The organism is Saccharopolyspora shandongensis (genome assembly GCF_900106995.1).
In the GTDB taxonomy this organism is placed as follows: Bacteria; Actinomycetota; Actinomycetes; order Mycobacteriales; family Pseudonocardiaceae; genus Saccharopolyspora; species Saccharopolyspora shandongensis.
The window spans coordinates 102,377-116,612 of record NZ_FNOK01000024.1 but is presented as its reverse complement, the minus strand read 5'-3'; the positions used below and the strand labels follow the sequence as shown (position 1 = coordinate 116,612).

Sequence of the window (14,236 nt, the reverse complement as noted above, 5' to 3'; positions counted from 1 at the left end):
GATACCCCCCGAGAGAAGGTGTTGGCGGCGCCTGCGGATGGACCATGCTTCGGCTAGGGAGAATTCTCGCGACTGCGGCGGGCGGCCCGGCGGGTCGCCGGCCCTGGAGGCGCGAGCGTGCCGTCTACGGAGAAGGAGTCACCCATCGTGTTGGTCGGGTACCCGACTGCCGCGACCCACCAGGACCACGCGATGGTGGGCCGTTCGGAAGCGACCGGCGGACCTGCGCCCCTCGTCGGCAGGGACGAACTGGTGCGGGACGTGCTGGACGTGGTCGCGGACGATTCGGTTCCGGTCATGACCTTGCTGGGAACGGCGGGGGCCGGTAGCTCGGCACTGCTCGACGCGGTGAGCGCTCGGGTGGGTTCGGCCATGCTGGTGCGCTTGCGGCTGGCCGAGGCTGATCAGGCCACGGACTACTGCGCCGCGCACCGCGTGCTGACCGCAGCCACCTCCGCAGCGCGAGGTGACCACAGCGCCGTGGCCGCGTCCGTGGTGGCGGCGCTGGCCAAGAACGGCGTCGGGAAACAGCCGGCCCAACACCAGCTCGCGGTGGCGACATCGATGGTGCTGCGCCGGCTCGCTCCGCTGGTGATCCTCGTCGACGACGCCCACTGGGCGGATGACGGATCGGTGGAGCTGCTGGCCGCCTCCGCCGAGCACTTGGCCGGTTCGGCGTGCACGATCATCGCTGCGATGCGCCGCAGCCCCGCACGCGATGCGCGTTCCAAGGCCTTCGACGGTCTGCTCCGCCGCGGACTGGCCCGGAGCCGGTCGATCCGTCCTTTCACCGCACGGCAAAGTGCCGCCGTGCTCGCCGAGGTGGTCGGTGCCGTCCCGGACACTTCGCTGGCCACGGCGCTGCACGACGGCAGCCGCGGCAACCCGGCCCTGCTCCTGGCCGGTGCTGCCGCGTGCCGGCGAGCCGGTGCGATCGGGTTCGTGGACCGGCACGCCGTGCTGCGCCGGGGAAGCCGCGTGCCGCCGGCCGACGTCGATGTGGTGCCGGGCTTGCGAACCGCCGATGGGTTCCGGTGGCGGGTCACCAAGTGCATGGCGGTCTACGAATGTCTCGGTGCGGACGCCGTCGAACTCACCGGTCGCGCGCTCGGGGCGAGCGAGCAACGCGTGCTGGAAGTCCTCGCGGGCCTGGAGGCCGACCGAACGCTCCGACGGACGCGGGCCGGAGGTGCCGGACGACCGCTGTGGCGTTTCTCGTTCCCCGCAGTGCGCGAATCCGTGCTGGCGGCCGTCGGCCCCTTCGAACGCCGCCTGTTCGCATCGGTTGCGGTCAAAGCCCTGTGGTCCGGCGACATCCCGCAGCCGGACGATGGCGTGCTCGCCGATTTCCTCGCGGACGCGGGCACTTTCGTGGACGCCGAGCGGTCGGTCGACGAGCTCGTGCGCTGCGCCGCCGATGTTTCCTCCGACGACCCCCGCGTCATGCGGTGGCTGGCCGCCGCTGCCGAACTCGCGCCGACGCGACGACAGCGAGCGGCCGTGCTGGCCGAGCATTCCGCGGCTTGTGTCCGCCACGGGCGGATGACCGACGCGGAGCGCAGCGCGCGCACGGTGTTCGAGACTGGCACGGTGTTCGGGACTGGATCGCCGCTGCTCCAACCGCGGCAATGGCGCCGGCTCGCGCTCCACCGCGTTCTCGCTTTGGCCGCGTGCGGCGAGGACGCCGAACTGCGCCGGGTCACCGACCTCAACGCGCACTGGCTTCCGCCGGACCGACTGCACCGCGAGTTGATTCGCGCGATCGCCCTGTGCCTGCTGAACCGATGGGCGGAAGCGGGTCCCGAACTCCGGCGGTACCGCGCTAGGTGGAGCGAGTTGGACTCGCAGGCCGCGTGGTGGGGACGTCGTTTCGACTTCACCGCCGCTGTCCTGTGCGGCGCACAACCCGTTACCGCGCCTGTCGAACAACGCGGTGGCGAAGTGCCTCCGCACCACTCGTTGCTGCTAGCCCTGGCGCAGGGAGACCCCCGCCGAGAAGCCCACGAGCCGACCGATTCCGCCGGATACCGGCTGCACGCCGTCGACCGGTTCCAGGTGCAGTGGCGGGCCGGCAACTGGGACCGGGCGATGCGCATCGCCCGGAGCAGCATCAGCGGCGAACCCGGCGCGGACCCGGTCGGCAGGCTGTTCATGCATCACGGCGCGATCCAGGTGCTGACAGCCCAGGGCTGGCTGGGCCGGGCGCGCAACCTCGTCGCGGAGGCCCGGTGCGGCCGGCTGGAGCACGTGCTGGACCACGCGGAAGCCACCGTGCTGCGTCTTCTCGGTGCTGACGACGCCGCCCACGACCTGCTGCTATCCGGGCTCCGCCGCGCCGAAGCGACCGGCTTGGTGATCGGCACCGAAACCCTGCTGGCCGACCTGGCACGCCACCAGGCCAGGCAGGGCGATCACGAGCAGGCCGAACACAGCCTCCGGCGGCTCGGCCGCGTCGCGGGCCGGATCGGCACCGACGCGGCACGGCTCGAACTCCTCGTCGCCCGTGCCTCCGTGCTCGGCGACCCGAGCAGCGCCGAAGCGGCCATCTCGCTGGCGCGAGAGCGTTCGTCGCCGTTCGAGACCGCGATCGCTTTCAGCCGGATCGCGCAAACCGGCCTGCGGCCGCGGGAACTCCTCTTGGAGGCCTACTGCTTGCTCGGGCCGTTGGGGGCACTGCTGTGGCGGGCGCGCCTGCGGCGGTGCATGCAGGACTACGACGTGAGCGTGCCCGGTCGCAGCGAGACGTTGCGGGAGAACGAGCAGCTGCTCGCCGTGCTGGTGACCGAAGGGCTGAGCAATCGGCAGCTGGCCGCGGTGTTCGGAACCAGCGAGAAGAGCGTGGCCGCACGACTTTCGCGCATGTTCACGAGATCCGGCTACCGCTCCCGCGTCGAGTTGGCCGCCGCGATGCTCACCGGTGACTTCCAGACCTGACCGAGCCAGGCGTTCCGGCGATCGCTTCAGAGGCTGTCTTGGGAGTAGCGCTGTCGGGTGCGAACCTGCGCAGCCCACACCGCCGCGGGTTCTCAGGCTGTGCCCGCTTTTTCGGGGGTCCCCGATGCCGCGTATTGGTCAGACGCGAATCGGGGATCCCGCAGCCGGGCGGCGGCCGCAACTCCCGCTTGGGCCGCCACCCGCGCCGCCACGCAGAACAGTGCGGAAACAGCCTCTTCAGCGGCGCGCTTGTGCCACCTCCGATCGACGCCGCAACACCAGACCGACCGGGACGTCGCACCGCTCGGCCTGCGCCTCGGTCGGCTCCACCGGGGACTCGCCGCGTCCACGCCGGAGCGCCGCGCGCAGCTCGTCGAGCAACACCCGGTCCGATTCGGGCCCGGCCGGCAGTTCGGACCCGGTCGGCAGTTCGGCCAGGAAGACCACGAGCGCGTTCCCGCCGGTGGCCAGGTCGACGCCCAACACCTTGAACCTGCTCCCGGCCGGGAACACGACCTCCTCGGGCAGGTCCGGTGGATTCACCGCAGTCGTTCGGCGCGCGGTTCGCGACCAGATCACCACCTCCGCGCCGCCCGCCTCCCCCGCGTTGCCCGGTCGAGCTCCCATCGCGCTCAGGAACCCCGGCTCGGTGAGCACATCGCCCGCCGAATAGGCGGAGTCAAGTCCGATGCGGTCGGTCACGCGCAGGAAGACCACCCCGCAATGGCTCGGCAACCGCCTCAGTCCTGCGGTGAGGCATGCGACGTAGTGGCGCGGGACGTCCGGGTCCGAACCGCGCAGCGCGCTGTTGAGCGCGGTGCCCGACCATTCGCCGCTGCCCAGGTAGAGCCGAACCGCGGCGTGGTCGATGCGGCTGTCGGCATCCGTCGTCGTGTCGACGGACGCGGCCGCGTCGGGGCAGACGCCCGACCAGCGAGCGAATTCACTTCGCTCCGCGGCCGAACAACCGGGATCTCCTGCCAGGGTGACGGCGTCCTTCTGCGCCGGAACGAGAACGGCATCCGGGCCGCGAAGCGCGGGCCCGCTCGGGACCGGGAGGATCCGCGTCTTCGGCTCGGCGGCCGCGGGAGGCGAAACCGGCGCCATCACAACAGTTCTCTGCTCGCCCGGGGCCTCGGTCCGCGACCCGATCGAGGTGCCCGCGGACGTGCCGCGGTCGAACTGGGCACCGTACGCATCGGCCAGCTCGCGGATCTCCTCCGCCGGCTCCGGCGGCACCGAATCGACGGCGACCAGCCGCAGGCGTTGCCGGCTGCTCAGCGGCAGCGCGTCGAGCAGTGCCCGAAGCGCCGGCAGCGGCGACACCTCGCATTCCTCGGTGCAGACCACCGCCACGGTCAGGCGGTTCGGCTCGAACGGCATCGAGCCGACCTCTCCGGGATCGTGCCCGATGGGCAGCAGCGCCAGGCCGCTCGGCACCACACGCGCCAACCAGCCTCCGGAGGCCGCCACGCCCCCACCTGGCGGTGGGGCCTGGCGGTACTGCGACGCGTCGAAGACCAACCAGCCGCGTGGCGGCGGCGCAACCTCCACGACCTCGGCCGGGCCGCCCGGCGAATACCGCAGGGCGAGCGCGGGCGGTTCCCAGGTCGGCTCGCCGCTCACGTCGCGCACCGTGGTGATGGCGACCTCGGCACCGTCGCCGCTGATCATGCCGGTGCTCGCGACCACCGGGTGGCCGAGCTGGTCGGCGAGGCGCTGGTTCCACCGCGCCGAGGAGGTCTGCAGGTCGGTCGGCACCAACTGCACGCGCTCGCGGAACTGCGGCGAAGCCTTGCGCAGGAGCTCGGCGACCGCCAGCGGGCTGAGCTCGCCATCCGCGGGATGCCCGAGGACCAGCCGGGGCCGACCGGGATGCACGGGAACACGGCGCGCCTCCTCGACCGCTCCCGGCATCGATGCGTCGGACCTGCGAACCGCCAGGCCGGCCGGGATGGGCACCAGGCTCAGCTCGCCGCTGGCGGCGTCGGTGCGCGGCAGCAGCTGCTCCCACCCCGGCGCCGGGTAGCGGTGCCCGATCCACTCCGCGGCCCGGCCTCGCTGGAACCGGTACCAGCCACACCCGGGTTGATCGCTTCCCGAGAACAACGTGCCGTGGAGCGCGGTCGCGATGCCGGTGGTGGTGGCCACCACCTCGACGCCGAGCTCATCGGCCAGCTGCTGGGCGAAGATCTGCCCGTCCGCCGCGGACGGGGCGGCTGCCGCGGGCAGGGCGAGGCACACGTGCCGGACCGCGCTTTCGCCGTCCATCGCGGCCTCGACCGCCTGGCGCACCGCGAGGGCGATGGCCGGCGCGGACAGCGCCGCTTCGGTGGCCGTCACGACGACCGCACCCGGGTACATCACCAACGCGTCGTATCCCCCGTGCACGGCCTCTTCGGGCTCTTCGGGGCACCGAATGCGCGAGATCGACTCGCGCCGCCCCACGACGAGGCCGGTATCGGGCAATTGTCCCTTCCGGAATTTCGTCGGCCGATAGGACTTCCAGGTGCGCATCGTCACCTCCCTCTCGAAACCGGTGGCGGCGCGGCCGGTTCCCCGTCCCGACGAGGTAGCTGCGGGCGGCGGCATCGCGCTCCACGCCGAGTGTCCGCCGTCACCCCTCGGGGTCGCGTGCGGCGCACGGGAGGTCTGGTGCGCCAAGGGGTAATACTCACCAGCGGCTGCCGGTCCGAACTGGACGGACGAGCGTCAGCCGACGAACCGGGCGCCCTGATCGCGCAGATCTTCCGGTTTGCCGGGCAGGCAAACGAGATCGCCGAAGACGTTCACGCCGTTGTGGATCAGGAAACTCTCCACCGGGACGTTGGCGGCCGACCTCGCTTCCTCCGCTGTCAACCTGCGGCGCACCGTGAGTTCGGGAAATTTCAACCATTTTTCGATCAATTCGTCCGGTTCGACCCGATGCTCGGCGCAGAACGCCAGCAGCGCCTCCGACCACTTGCGCCGCTCGGCCGCACCCATCCCGACCCTGCGCTCCAACGCTTCTTGCCACCTGCGGACGGAATTCGACATGGCTCACCTTCCACATTCCAGGACACGTGCGGTAACGAATCGGATCCCTGTTGTAACAACAATCCGCGCGCCGGTACATTCTTGTCACGTTGTGTGAATGGGCAGGGAGCAACGAAGATGGAGACGAGGAAATCCTCGCAGCGGCATCCACGTTACTCCGACATCCCGGCGGATGGCGGCGGCGAGCATCGCAAGTTGCTTCACGACATGGGCAACGAACTGGGCGTGGCGCTCGGCGTGGCAGAACTGCTGTCCGAATCGAACGAACTTCCCGCCGCCGCGCGGCAGGGTCTGCACACGATCATGGAGGCGATCTACCGCGCGGACGAACTGCGGAGTTCGGTCACGCTCCGCAACACGAACTTGGTGGATACCGCCAACCTGCTTACCTGCCAGTCGGCCGTCCTCGAACTGATCGCCAGGAAAGCACCACTGTCCGCGACGCTGGCCAGGCTCGCGAGCGGGATGGAGCAGCACCTGCCCGGCACGCACTGCTCGATCCTCCTGCTGAACTCCGACACCTGCCGCCTCTACCACGGAGCGGCGCCGACGCTGCCCGACAGCTACACCTCCGAGATCGACGGCATGGCCATCGGCCCGGTGGCCGGGTCGTGCGGAACCGCCGCATACGCGGGCAAACCGGTCATCGTCAGCGACATCCTCGTGGACGAGCGGTGGAACGCCTTCCGGGACGTCGGGATGCGCCACGGCCTGCGGGCCTGCTGGTCGTCGCCGGTGATCAGCCCGCGGAGTTCGGACGTCCTCGGCACCTTCGCGGTGTACCACAGCACACCGCACAGCCCGAGCGTCGAAGAGCGGGTCGTGGTCGAGCGCTTCACCCACCTGGCGGCGGTCGCGATCGAGCACCACCGCCTGTTCAGCGAGCTGCACGAGAGCGAGGAGCGGTTCCGCAGCGCCTTCACCCACGCGGCCATCGGCATGGCGCTGGCCGACCGGGACGGACGGCTGATCCACGTCAACGCCGCGCTCTGCACCGATACCGGCTACGACGTGGACGACCTCCACAGCACCCACGTGTCCGACCTGATCAGCGGTGACGGCGCCGCGGACGTTCGCGCCGCCGTGCGGAGGCTGGTCGTCGGGACGTCGAGCAGCTACCTGAAGGTGCACGAGTACCGGCACGCCGACGGCACGCTGCGGTGCGCGACCGTGGTGATCTCCCCGGTGAAGGACTCCGAAGGCCACACCCGGTTCGTGTGCCTCCAACTCCGCGACATCACCGACCGGTTGCGCATCGAACGGGAGATGCGGGCTCGTGAAGCGGCCGAACGCGCCAACCTCGTCAAGAGCGAGTTCGTCTCCCAGCTGAGCCACGAGATGCGCACCCCGATCACCGCGGTGCTCGGTTTCGCCGAACTGCTCACGCATGGCGGGCTGCCCGCGGACGACGCCACGGACTGCGCGCAGCACATCGTGGACGCGGCGGAGTACCTGGAGCGGTTGATCGACGACACGTTGTGCATGACCCACGCGGATGCGGGGCGGCTGCCCATCCGGTCCGAGGCGGTCGACCTGCTGGAGGTCGTCGAGGACAGCTTGACGCTCACGCGCTCGTTGGCCGGGGCCAACGACGTCGCGTTGCGCGTCGCTCCTGGCGGCGAGTGCCTGGTCACCGGCGATCGCCAGCGCTCGCGCCAGGTGCTGGTGAACCTGCTGACCAACGCGATCAAGTACAACCGGCCGGGCGGCCTGGTGACGGTGCGCACCGAGCCGGCCGGCGAGTTCGTCCGGCTCACCGTCGAAGACACCGGGCGCGGCATCGCACCCGCCGACCTCCCCCACATCTTCACGCCGTTCCAGCGCGCAGGCGTGCAGCCCGGCGACCCGCCCGGCCACGGGCTCGGCCTGGCCGTCGCGAAGAAGCTCGTCACCGCGATGCGCGGCCGCATGGACGCCGACAGCGAACTCGGCTCCGGGTCCCGGTTCTGGGTCGACTTGCCGCGCCACGACGACGCGCGCGCTAAGGCCCCCGGCGCGGGGCGCCCGCCGCGGATCCCGGCGCAGCGCCGCGGCGACCACTCCGTGGTGCTGTACCTGCACGGCGATCTGCACAGCATCGACGCCGTCGTGGAGGCCCAGCGGGTGCGCCCGCGCATCCGGTTGCGGTGCGTCTACCAGTTCTACGGTGAGGTCGAGGAGCTGATCGGCTTCGAGCGCCCCGATCTGGTGGTGATCGACCTCGACGACTCCGAGTGGTCCCGGAGCCTGCCGCACCTGGTCCGCCGGCATCCGTTGACCGCGGACAAACCCGTGGTGTGCCTCACCGACACCCCTGCCGCGGCGCTCGCCGACGACCTCGGAGCACCGCACTTCCTCCGCAACCCCGTGGAGCTTTCCGAACTGCTGGAGATCTTCGACCGGGAGCTGCCGGTGGCAGGGGAAGCGAACACCACCTGATGAAGCGCGTGCTCGTGATCGAGGACGACCACCGGATGCGCGACCTCCTGGTCCGACAGCTCTCCGCGCTGAGTTGCGAAGCTTTCGCCGTGGGCACGCCGTCGAGCGCCCTGCGGGCCGTCGACGCGCACCGGCCCGACGTCGTCGTCATCGACATCGGACTGCCCGAAATGGACGGATTCGCGCTGGCCGATCTGTTGCGGCACACCCGAATACCGATGGTCGCCAGCACGGGCGACGCACATCCGGACCTCGAAGAGCGAGCCCGCGAAGCCGGTTTCACCGGCCTGCTGCGCAAACCGTTCAGGCTGCGGGACTTGGCGCGCGAACTCGACCGCGCTCTGCCGCGGGACTGACAAGACCGCCGCCGCTCGCACTCACCCCGCTGGAAAGACGACCGGCGTGCGACGCACGCCGACCGATGGAAGGAGCCGCACGATCCATGTTCCCCGTAAGCGCGTCCGGTCACGCCGTGCTGGTCGTGGAAGACGACGAACGCATCCGGCGGGTGACCGTCGAAGCCCTCCGCGAAAGCGGGTTCGACGTGAGCGAGGCCGGGGACGGCAGGACGGCTTTCGACCACGTGCGGCGGAACCGGACGGACCTGGTGGTGCTCGACATCGGGCTGCCCGGCATCGACGGCCTGGACCTGCTGCGACAGCTCCGCGATGAGCGGGAGATCCCGATCATCCTGCTCACCGCGCGGCGCGGCGAGACCGACCGGGTGCTGGGCCTGGAGCTCGGCGCGGACGACTACATGACCAAGCCGTTCTCCTCGCGCGAACTGGTCGCCCGGGTCCGGACCGTCCTCCGCCGGAGCACCCGCGACCAGCACGGTCGATCGCGGCTGGAGTTCGACGGCCTGGTCATCGACGGCGGAACCCGCGAGGTCATCGTGCGGGGTGCGGTCGTGGAGCTCACGGCCAGGGAGTTCGACCTGCTGGCCCACCTCGCATCCGCGCCCCGGCAGGTGTTCTCCCGGCGGCAACTGCTGCAGGCGGTGTGGCACGCCGCACCGGGCTGGCAGGCCGAGTCGACGGTCACCGAGCACATCCACCGGTTGCGGCACAAGATCGAGGAGAACCCGGCCCGGCCCCGGCGCGTCCGGACCGTTCGCGGCGTCGGATACCGCTTCGAACCGTGATGCCAGGCTCCCGACCGGCCGCGGATCATCCCTGGCCGCGGCCGGTCCGGAGTCGTTCAGCGGGCCGCCTCAGGCACCGACCGCGAGGCTGTCGGGAACCCGCTGGTAGAGCGTCGTGCGCTGCACCAGTCCGCGGCCCAGCGGTGCGAGCAATTCCGCGAAGTCGGCTTCGGTCATCATCTGCCCGTGCGCAGCGCCCGCCGCGCGGCTGATGTTCTCGTCCATCAACGTGCCGCCGAGGTCGTTGACGCCCGCCTGCAGCAGTTGGCGCAGCGCCGGTGCGCCCAGCTTCACCCAGGACGCCTGCACGTTGTCGATCAGTCCGCGGTAGGCGATCCGGGCCACGGCGTGCACCAGCAGCACCTCCCGCCAGGTCGGCCCGCGCCGGGCCTGGCGGCGCAGGTACATGGGCGCCGCCATGTGGACGAACGGGAGCCCGACGAACTCGGTGAACCCGCCGGTCCGGCGCTGGAGGTCCCGGGTCGCGATGAAGTGCCGGGCCCACGAGACCGGCTGCTCGATCGCGCCGAACATCATGGTGACGTTGGACCGCAGGCCCACCTCGTGCGCCGTCTCGTGGCATTCCAGCCACTTGTCGGTGGAGATCTTGTCCGGGCAGAGCAGTCGGCGGACCGGCTCGTCGAGGATCTCGGCCGCGGTTCCGGGCAGCGAGCGCAATCCGGCGTCCGCCAGCCTGCGCAGGTAGTCGCGCAGCGGTTCGTCGAGCCGGCGGGCGCCTTCGACGACCTCCAGCGCGGTGAACCCGTGCACGTGGATGCCCGGCACCGCGTCCTTCACCGCGCGGGCGACGTCGATGTAGTAGTCGCCGTCGAACTTGGGGTGGATGCCGCCCTGCAGGCAGACCTCGGTGGCCCCGGCCTGCCACGCCTCCTCGGTGCGCTCGGCGATGTCGTCCAGGCCGAGCAGGTAGGGCTTCCCGCGCAGGTTCAGCGACGACTGGCCCTTGGCGAATCCGCAGAAGCGGCAGCGGAACGTGCACACGTTGGTATAGTTGATGTTCCGGTTGCGCACGTAGGTCACGTCGTCCCCGACCGCTTCGGCGCGGAGGTGGTCGGCGTACTCCGCGACGGCGGCGACGTCCGGCCCGCGGGCGGTGAGCAGGGTGACGAGCTCGCCGATTCCCAGCTCGTGCCCCTCGGCGTGGCCGTCGAGGACCTCCCGCACCGCCGCGGACGGGCCGGCACCCCGCGGCCCCGGGACCAGCACCGGCGGATCGACGGTGCCGCCGCTGACCCAGGTGCCCGAGCGGCGCCCGATGAGCACGACCTCCGCCCCGTCACCGACGTTCTTGGCGGCGGCCACCCGTTCCGGGAAAATCGGCCCCGGGTCGTCGCGGCCCAGCCCGGCGGCATCGGACCGGTCCAGCACCGGGAACCGTACTTCCTCGTGCAACCAGCGCTCGGGGTTCGCCGCGAACTCGGGGTAGACGGGCAGCCGGGGCACCAAGCGGTGGCCGCGTTCCTCGGTCACGCCGGCCAGCCGGTCGAGGTGCGGCCACGGACGCTCGGGGTTGACGTGGTCGGAGGTGATCGGCGAGACGCCGCCCCAGTCGTCGATGCCGCAGTCGAGCAGCGCGCCCGGGTCGTCGCTGAGGTTCGGCGGTGCCTGCAGGTGCACGTCGTCCGGCAGCAGGACGCGCGCCAGCGCGATCGCGCGCTGGTGCCGCTCGGGGGAGCACGGCGGCGCGTCGCGCATGGCGGTGTCGGCCTTCGGCAGGAAGTTCTGCACGATCACTTCCTGGATGTGGCCGTGCTCCTGGTGGATCTCGGCGATCGCCTGCAGCGCCGGGATCCAGTCCTCATCGCGCTCCCCGATGCCGACGAGGATGCCGGTGGTGAACGGGATTCCGAGTTCTCCGGCGGCGCGCAACGTCGCGAGCCGCCGCGCCGGGTCCTTGTCGGGGGCACCGCGATGCGCGGGCAGGTCCTCGACCAGGGACTCCACCATCATGCCCTGGCTCGCGGACACCGGCCGCAGCGCGGCCATCTCCGGACCGGTCAGCGCCCCGGCGTTGACGTGCGGCAGCAGACCCGTCTCGGCGAGGACCGCCGCGCACATCGCGGCCAGGTAGTCCACAGTGGATCCGTAGCCGTTCTCTGCCAGCCACCGCTGCGCTCCCGGATACCGGAGCTCGGGCCGCTCCCCCAGGGTGAACAGCGCCTCGTGGCATCCCGCCTCGGAGCCCTGGACCGCGATCCGCAGGACCTCGTCCCGGGTGAGGTAGGGGGCGCGCAGGCTCCGCGGTCCCGTGGCGAAAGTGCAGTACCCGCAGCGATCCCGGCACAGCTTCGTCAGGGGGATGAAGACCTTCGGCGAGTAGGTCACCGTGGTTCCGCGGGTGCGATCCCGCCGCTCCCGCGCCATCGCTTGCAACTCCGCCAGCGGCAGCCGCAGCAGGTCGTGCGCCGTTCCTTCCATTCCATACTCCTTATTGCGCGGTTCGGTTCTGCAAGACCACCCATGCCGCACGGGCTCTGCGTCGAGGACCTGGTTCGGGCGAGTCGCAGGTTGCTACGTCACTGCCAGCACCTCAGCGCCGGCCGAGACCTCCAGCACCCGCCTGGCGAGCGACACGCCGTCCTGCGGCGTGTTCACCAAGGTCGGCATCGTGGCGGTTCGAATGCCCATCTCGGCGATCTCCACGGTTTCCCCGGCGTCCGCCTCGTCGACCACGAAGAGATCGCAGACGTCCCGGTACATCGACGCGACACCGGCCGCGCTGTGGCGCAGGCCGCGCTGGGCCAGCAGCGCCGCCCGGCTGCGCGCCCGGCCGGCCTCACCCGGATCCGCGATCGGGACACCGGACACCACCGGGGTCACCGCGATGACCTGGGCCGCGGTCGTGCGCAGCGCATCGCGCACGCCCGGCAGGGCGAGCACCGGGCCGACGCTGGCCACCGGGTTGCTCGGCCCCAAGATCGCCAGCCTGGACCGCTCGATGGCTTCCAGCACGCCGGCGGCCGGGCGCGCATCGGCGATCCCGCGGTAGCTCGCGGCCGCGACCTCGTCCCGCGCGCCGCGGCGCACCAGGAACTCCTGGTAGTGCATCGTTTCGCCGGTGGCCACCCGGACGAACGTGGTGACCTCTTCGTCCGTCATCGGCAGCACCCGGTGGTGGACGCCCATGCCCGCGGCCAGCCGGCTGGTGGCCTCCGAGAGCGTGCGACCGGACTTGAGCATCCCGGTGCGCAGCAGGTGGGTGGCCAGGTCTCGATCGCCCAGCTGGAACCAGGTCTGCTCGCCCAGCCCGCCGAGTTCCGACATGCACCGGAAGGTCTCGTCCGCCACCCCCCACCCGCGTTCGGTGTCCTGGCGACCGGACAACGCGTACAGGACGGTGTCGAGGTCAGGGCAGATGCGCAGGCCGTGCAACCACAGGTCGTCGGCGGTGTTGACGACGAACGTCAGGGGTTCCTCGGCGATCTCGGCGATGCCGCACCACAGCCGGGCGGCCCCGATCCCGCCTCCTAGCAGCGTGATCAAATCAACCACTCCGGCATCTCCGGCGGCACGCGCCGCCCGTTGGCGATGAAGAACGCGCGGATGACGTTGCCCTTGGCGACCTGCTGTCCCCTGGGCACGTCGAGCTGCTCGGAGAACTCCTTGATCTTCGTCGCGTAGAAGCCGCGCTTGCGGTACTTCCGGGTCTGCGTGTTGAAGATCTCGGCGACCATCTCGTCCGGGGTGCGCTCGACGAATTCCGCGAACTTGCGCAGCGTGTCGAGGCGGTCCGCGCGCTCGTCCTCGGTCAGGTCGGAGTCGAGTTGGTCGGCGTAGCGCCGAACGGTTTCGAAGTCGGTGAACAGATCCTGTGACATTGGCTCTCCCGAAGTGGAACTGCGGCGGTGGGTGGCGGCGATGTCGACGGCCCGACATCGCCGCCGACGCGTCACTCCGGCAGGCCGAAAAGCCCAGCCAGAGCACGGATCTCCGCCTTCCGCCACGGCTGCGGGGCAGCCGCCTGGATCTCGCCCGCCTCGACCAGCTCCTGCACGACCTCCGGGTCGCGCTCGAAGGTCTCGCCCCACTTGCCGCGGAAGTACAGCTGCTCGAAGTCCGGGCGCGGCCGCTGACCGCCCGCCTCGGCGTCCTCGGCCGGGTAGCCCAGCAGCTGGATCTGCGCCGGGGTGGCGTGCTCCGGCATGCCCAGCAGCTCGCGGATGCGGTCGCGCTTGCCGGTCAACAAGCCCGTGCCCAGCCCTTCGTCGACAGCTGCGAGCAGGGTGGCCCCGATGGCCAGGCCCATCTCGATCGCGCTCAGCCATTCGGCGAAACGCATGTCACCGGCCATCACGTTGAAGTCCGGCGTCTTCATCGGGACTTCGTCGACGAACTGCTCGCTCCAGCCGTAGCTGGAGGTCAGGGCGCCGACTTCGATCAGCTTGAGCAGTTCGGGACGCATGCTCTCCCAGCCGCTCATGTCGATGGTCCAGTAGATGTGCACCGGGGCCTGCGCCGCGGCCGGCTGGTTGTACAGCGCCTCGCAGAGCCCGTCCCAGATCTCCTTGGGCGTCTCCTCCCGCACCACGACGACGGCCTTGCGGATCAGCTGGGCGTTGCCGTGGTTGGACTGCAGGCGGGCCACTTCCAGCACCTTCTGGATCTTCGCCGGTTCCACCGGGCGCCACGGCTGGTAGTAGCGGATCGACCGCCGGGTGCCGACGACCTTCTTGAACTCCATGG

At 70.8% G+C, this 14,236-nt stretch carries 10 protein-coding genes; 4 read left to right on the top strand and 6 right to left on the bottom strand.

Going from position 1 to position 14,236, the window contains the following annotated elements:
* Positions 1–147: 147 nt before the first annotated feature.
* Positions 148–2,934: an AAA family ATPase gene (locus tag BLW84_RS24320; protein WP_093269235.1), complete on the top strand. Its 2,787-nt coding sequence runs from the start codon at positions 148–150 to the stop codon at positions 2,932–2,934.
* A 237-nt stretch (positions 2,935–3,171) separates the two neighbouring features.
* On the opposite strand, the gene BLW84_RS46470 is transcribed toward BLW84_RS24320, so the two are convergent.
* Both BLW84_RS46470 and BLW84_RS47635 read right to left on the bottom strand, forming a co-directional pair.
* Complete coding sequence (locus tag BLW84_RS46470) at positions 3,172–5,451, bottom strand: hypothetical protein (RefSeq protein ID WP_177226664.1); 2,280 nt, start codon at positions 5,449–5,451, stop codon at positions 3,172–3,174.
* Between the two features lie 195 nt (positions 5,452–5,646).
* On the bottom strand, positions 5,647–5,919 hold the full coding sequence (locus BLW84_RS47635; protein WP_177226663.1) for a hypothetical protein: 273 nt from the start codon (positions 5,917–5,919) through the stop codon (positions 5,647–5,649).
* 168 nt (positions 5,920–6,087) lie between these two features.
* Here BLW84_RS47635 and BLW84_RS47630 point away from each other — a divergent pair, with 168 nt between their 5' ends.
* The 3 genes from BLW84_RS47630 to BLW84_RS24300 all read left to right on the top strand — a co-directional run bounded on the left by BLW84_RS47630 (position 6,088) and on the right by BLW84_RS24300 (position 9,532).
* Positions 6,088–8,388 (top strand): GAF domain-containing sensor histidine kinase, encoded by a 2,301-nt coding sequence (locus tag BLW84_RS47630; RefSeq protein ID WP_177226662.1) that lies wholly within the window; start codon positions 6,088–6,090, stop codon positions 8,386–8,388.
* Complete coding sequence (locus BLW84_RS24305; RefSeq protein WP_093269227.1) at positions 8,388–8,744, top strand: response regulator; 357 nt, start codon at positions 8,388–8,390, stop codon at positions 8,742–8,744. Before BLW84_RS47630 ends, BLW84_RS24305 begins: the two co-directional genes overlap by 1 nt.
* Before the next feature lie 86 nt (positions 8,745–8,830).
* Positions 8,831–9,532, top strand: a complete 702-nt coding sequence (locus tag BLW84_RS24300) for a response regulator transcription factor (RefSeq protein ID WP_093269224.1) — start codon at positions 8,831–8,833, stop codon at positions 9,530–9,532.
* A 69-nt stretch (positions 9,533–9,601) separates the two neighbouring features.
* Here the strand turns inward: BLW84_RS24300 and cofH are convergent, their stop codons facing one another.
* The 4 genes from cofH to BLW84_RS24285 all read right to left on the bottom strand — a co-directional run bounded on the left by cofH (position 9,602) and on the right by BLW84_RS24285 (position 14,234).
* Positions 9,602–11,971 carry a 5-amino-6-(D-ribitylamino)uracil--L-tyrosine 4-hydroxyphenyl transferase CofH gene (gene cofH, locus BLW84_RS24295; protein WP_093269221.1) on the bottom strand — a complete coding sequence of 790 codons (2,370 nt, stop codon included), beginning with the start codon at positions 11,969–11,971 and terminating at the stop codon, positions 9,602–9,604.
* Between the two features lie 93 nt (positions 11,972–12,064).
* Complete coding sequence (gene cofD / locus BLW84_RS24290; RefSeq protein WP_245761342.1) at positions 12,065–13,045, bottom strand: 2-phospho-L-lactate transferase; 981 nt, start codon at positions 13,043–13,045, stop codon at positions 12,065–12,067.
* Positions 13,033–13,371, bottom strand: coding sequence for a hypothetical protein (locus BLW84_RS49275; protein ID WP_235883898.1), 339 nt, complete (start codon positions 13,369–13,371; stop codon positions 13,033–13,035). The genes cofD and BLW84_RS49275 overlap by 13 nt, the downstream gene beginning before the upstream one ends.
* A 71-nt stretch (positions 13,372–13,442) precedes the next feature.
* Positions 13,443–14,234, bottom strand: coding sequence for a nitroreductase family protein (locus BLW84_RS24285; protein ID WP_093269215.1), 792 nt, complete (start codon positions 14,232–14,234; stop codon positions 13,443–13,445).
* Between the last annotated feature and the right edge of the window lie 2 nt (positions 14,235–14,236).

Bases quoted from the DNA above. Each gene is read 5' to 3' on its own strand.
- BLW84_RS46470 (WP_177226664.1), bottom strand. From the start codon at position 5,451: ATGCGCACCTGGAAGTCCTATCGGCCGACGAAATTCCGGAAGGGACAA.
- BLW84_RS47635 (WP_177226663.1), bottom strand. From the start codon at position 5,919: ATGGGTGCGGCCGAGCGGCGCAAGTGGTCGGAGGCGCTGCTGGCGTTC.
- BLW84_RS47630 (WP_177226662.1), top strand. From the start codon at position 6,088: ATGGAGACGAGGAAATCCTCGCAGCGGCATCCACGTTACTCCGACATC.
- BLW84_RS24305 (WP_093269227.1), top strand. From the start codon at position 8,388: ATGAAGCGCGTGCTCGTGATCGAGGACGACCACCGGATGCGCGACCTC.
- BLW84_RS24300 (WP_093269224.1), top strand. From the start codon at position 8,831: ATGTTCCCCGTAAGCGCGTCCGGTCACGCCGTGCTGGTCGTGGAAGAC.
- cofH (WP_093269221.1), bottom strand. From the start codon at position 11,971: ATGGAAGGAACGGCGCACGACCTGCTGCGGCTGCCGCTGGCGGAGTTG.
- BLW84_RS49275 (WP_235883898.1), bottom strand. From the start codon at position 13,371: ATGTCACAGGATCTGTTCACCGACTTCGAAACCGTTCGGCGCTACGCC.
- BLW84_RS24285 (WP_093269215.1), bottom strand. From the start codon at position 14,234: ATGGAGTTCAAGAAGGTCGTCGGCACCCGGCGGTCGATCCGCTACTAC.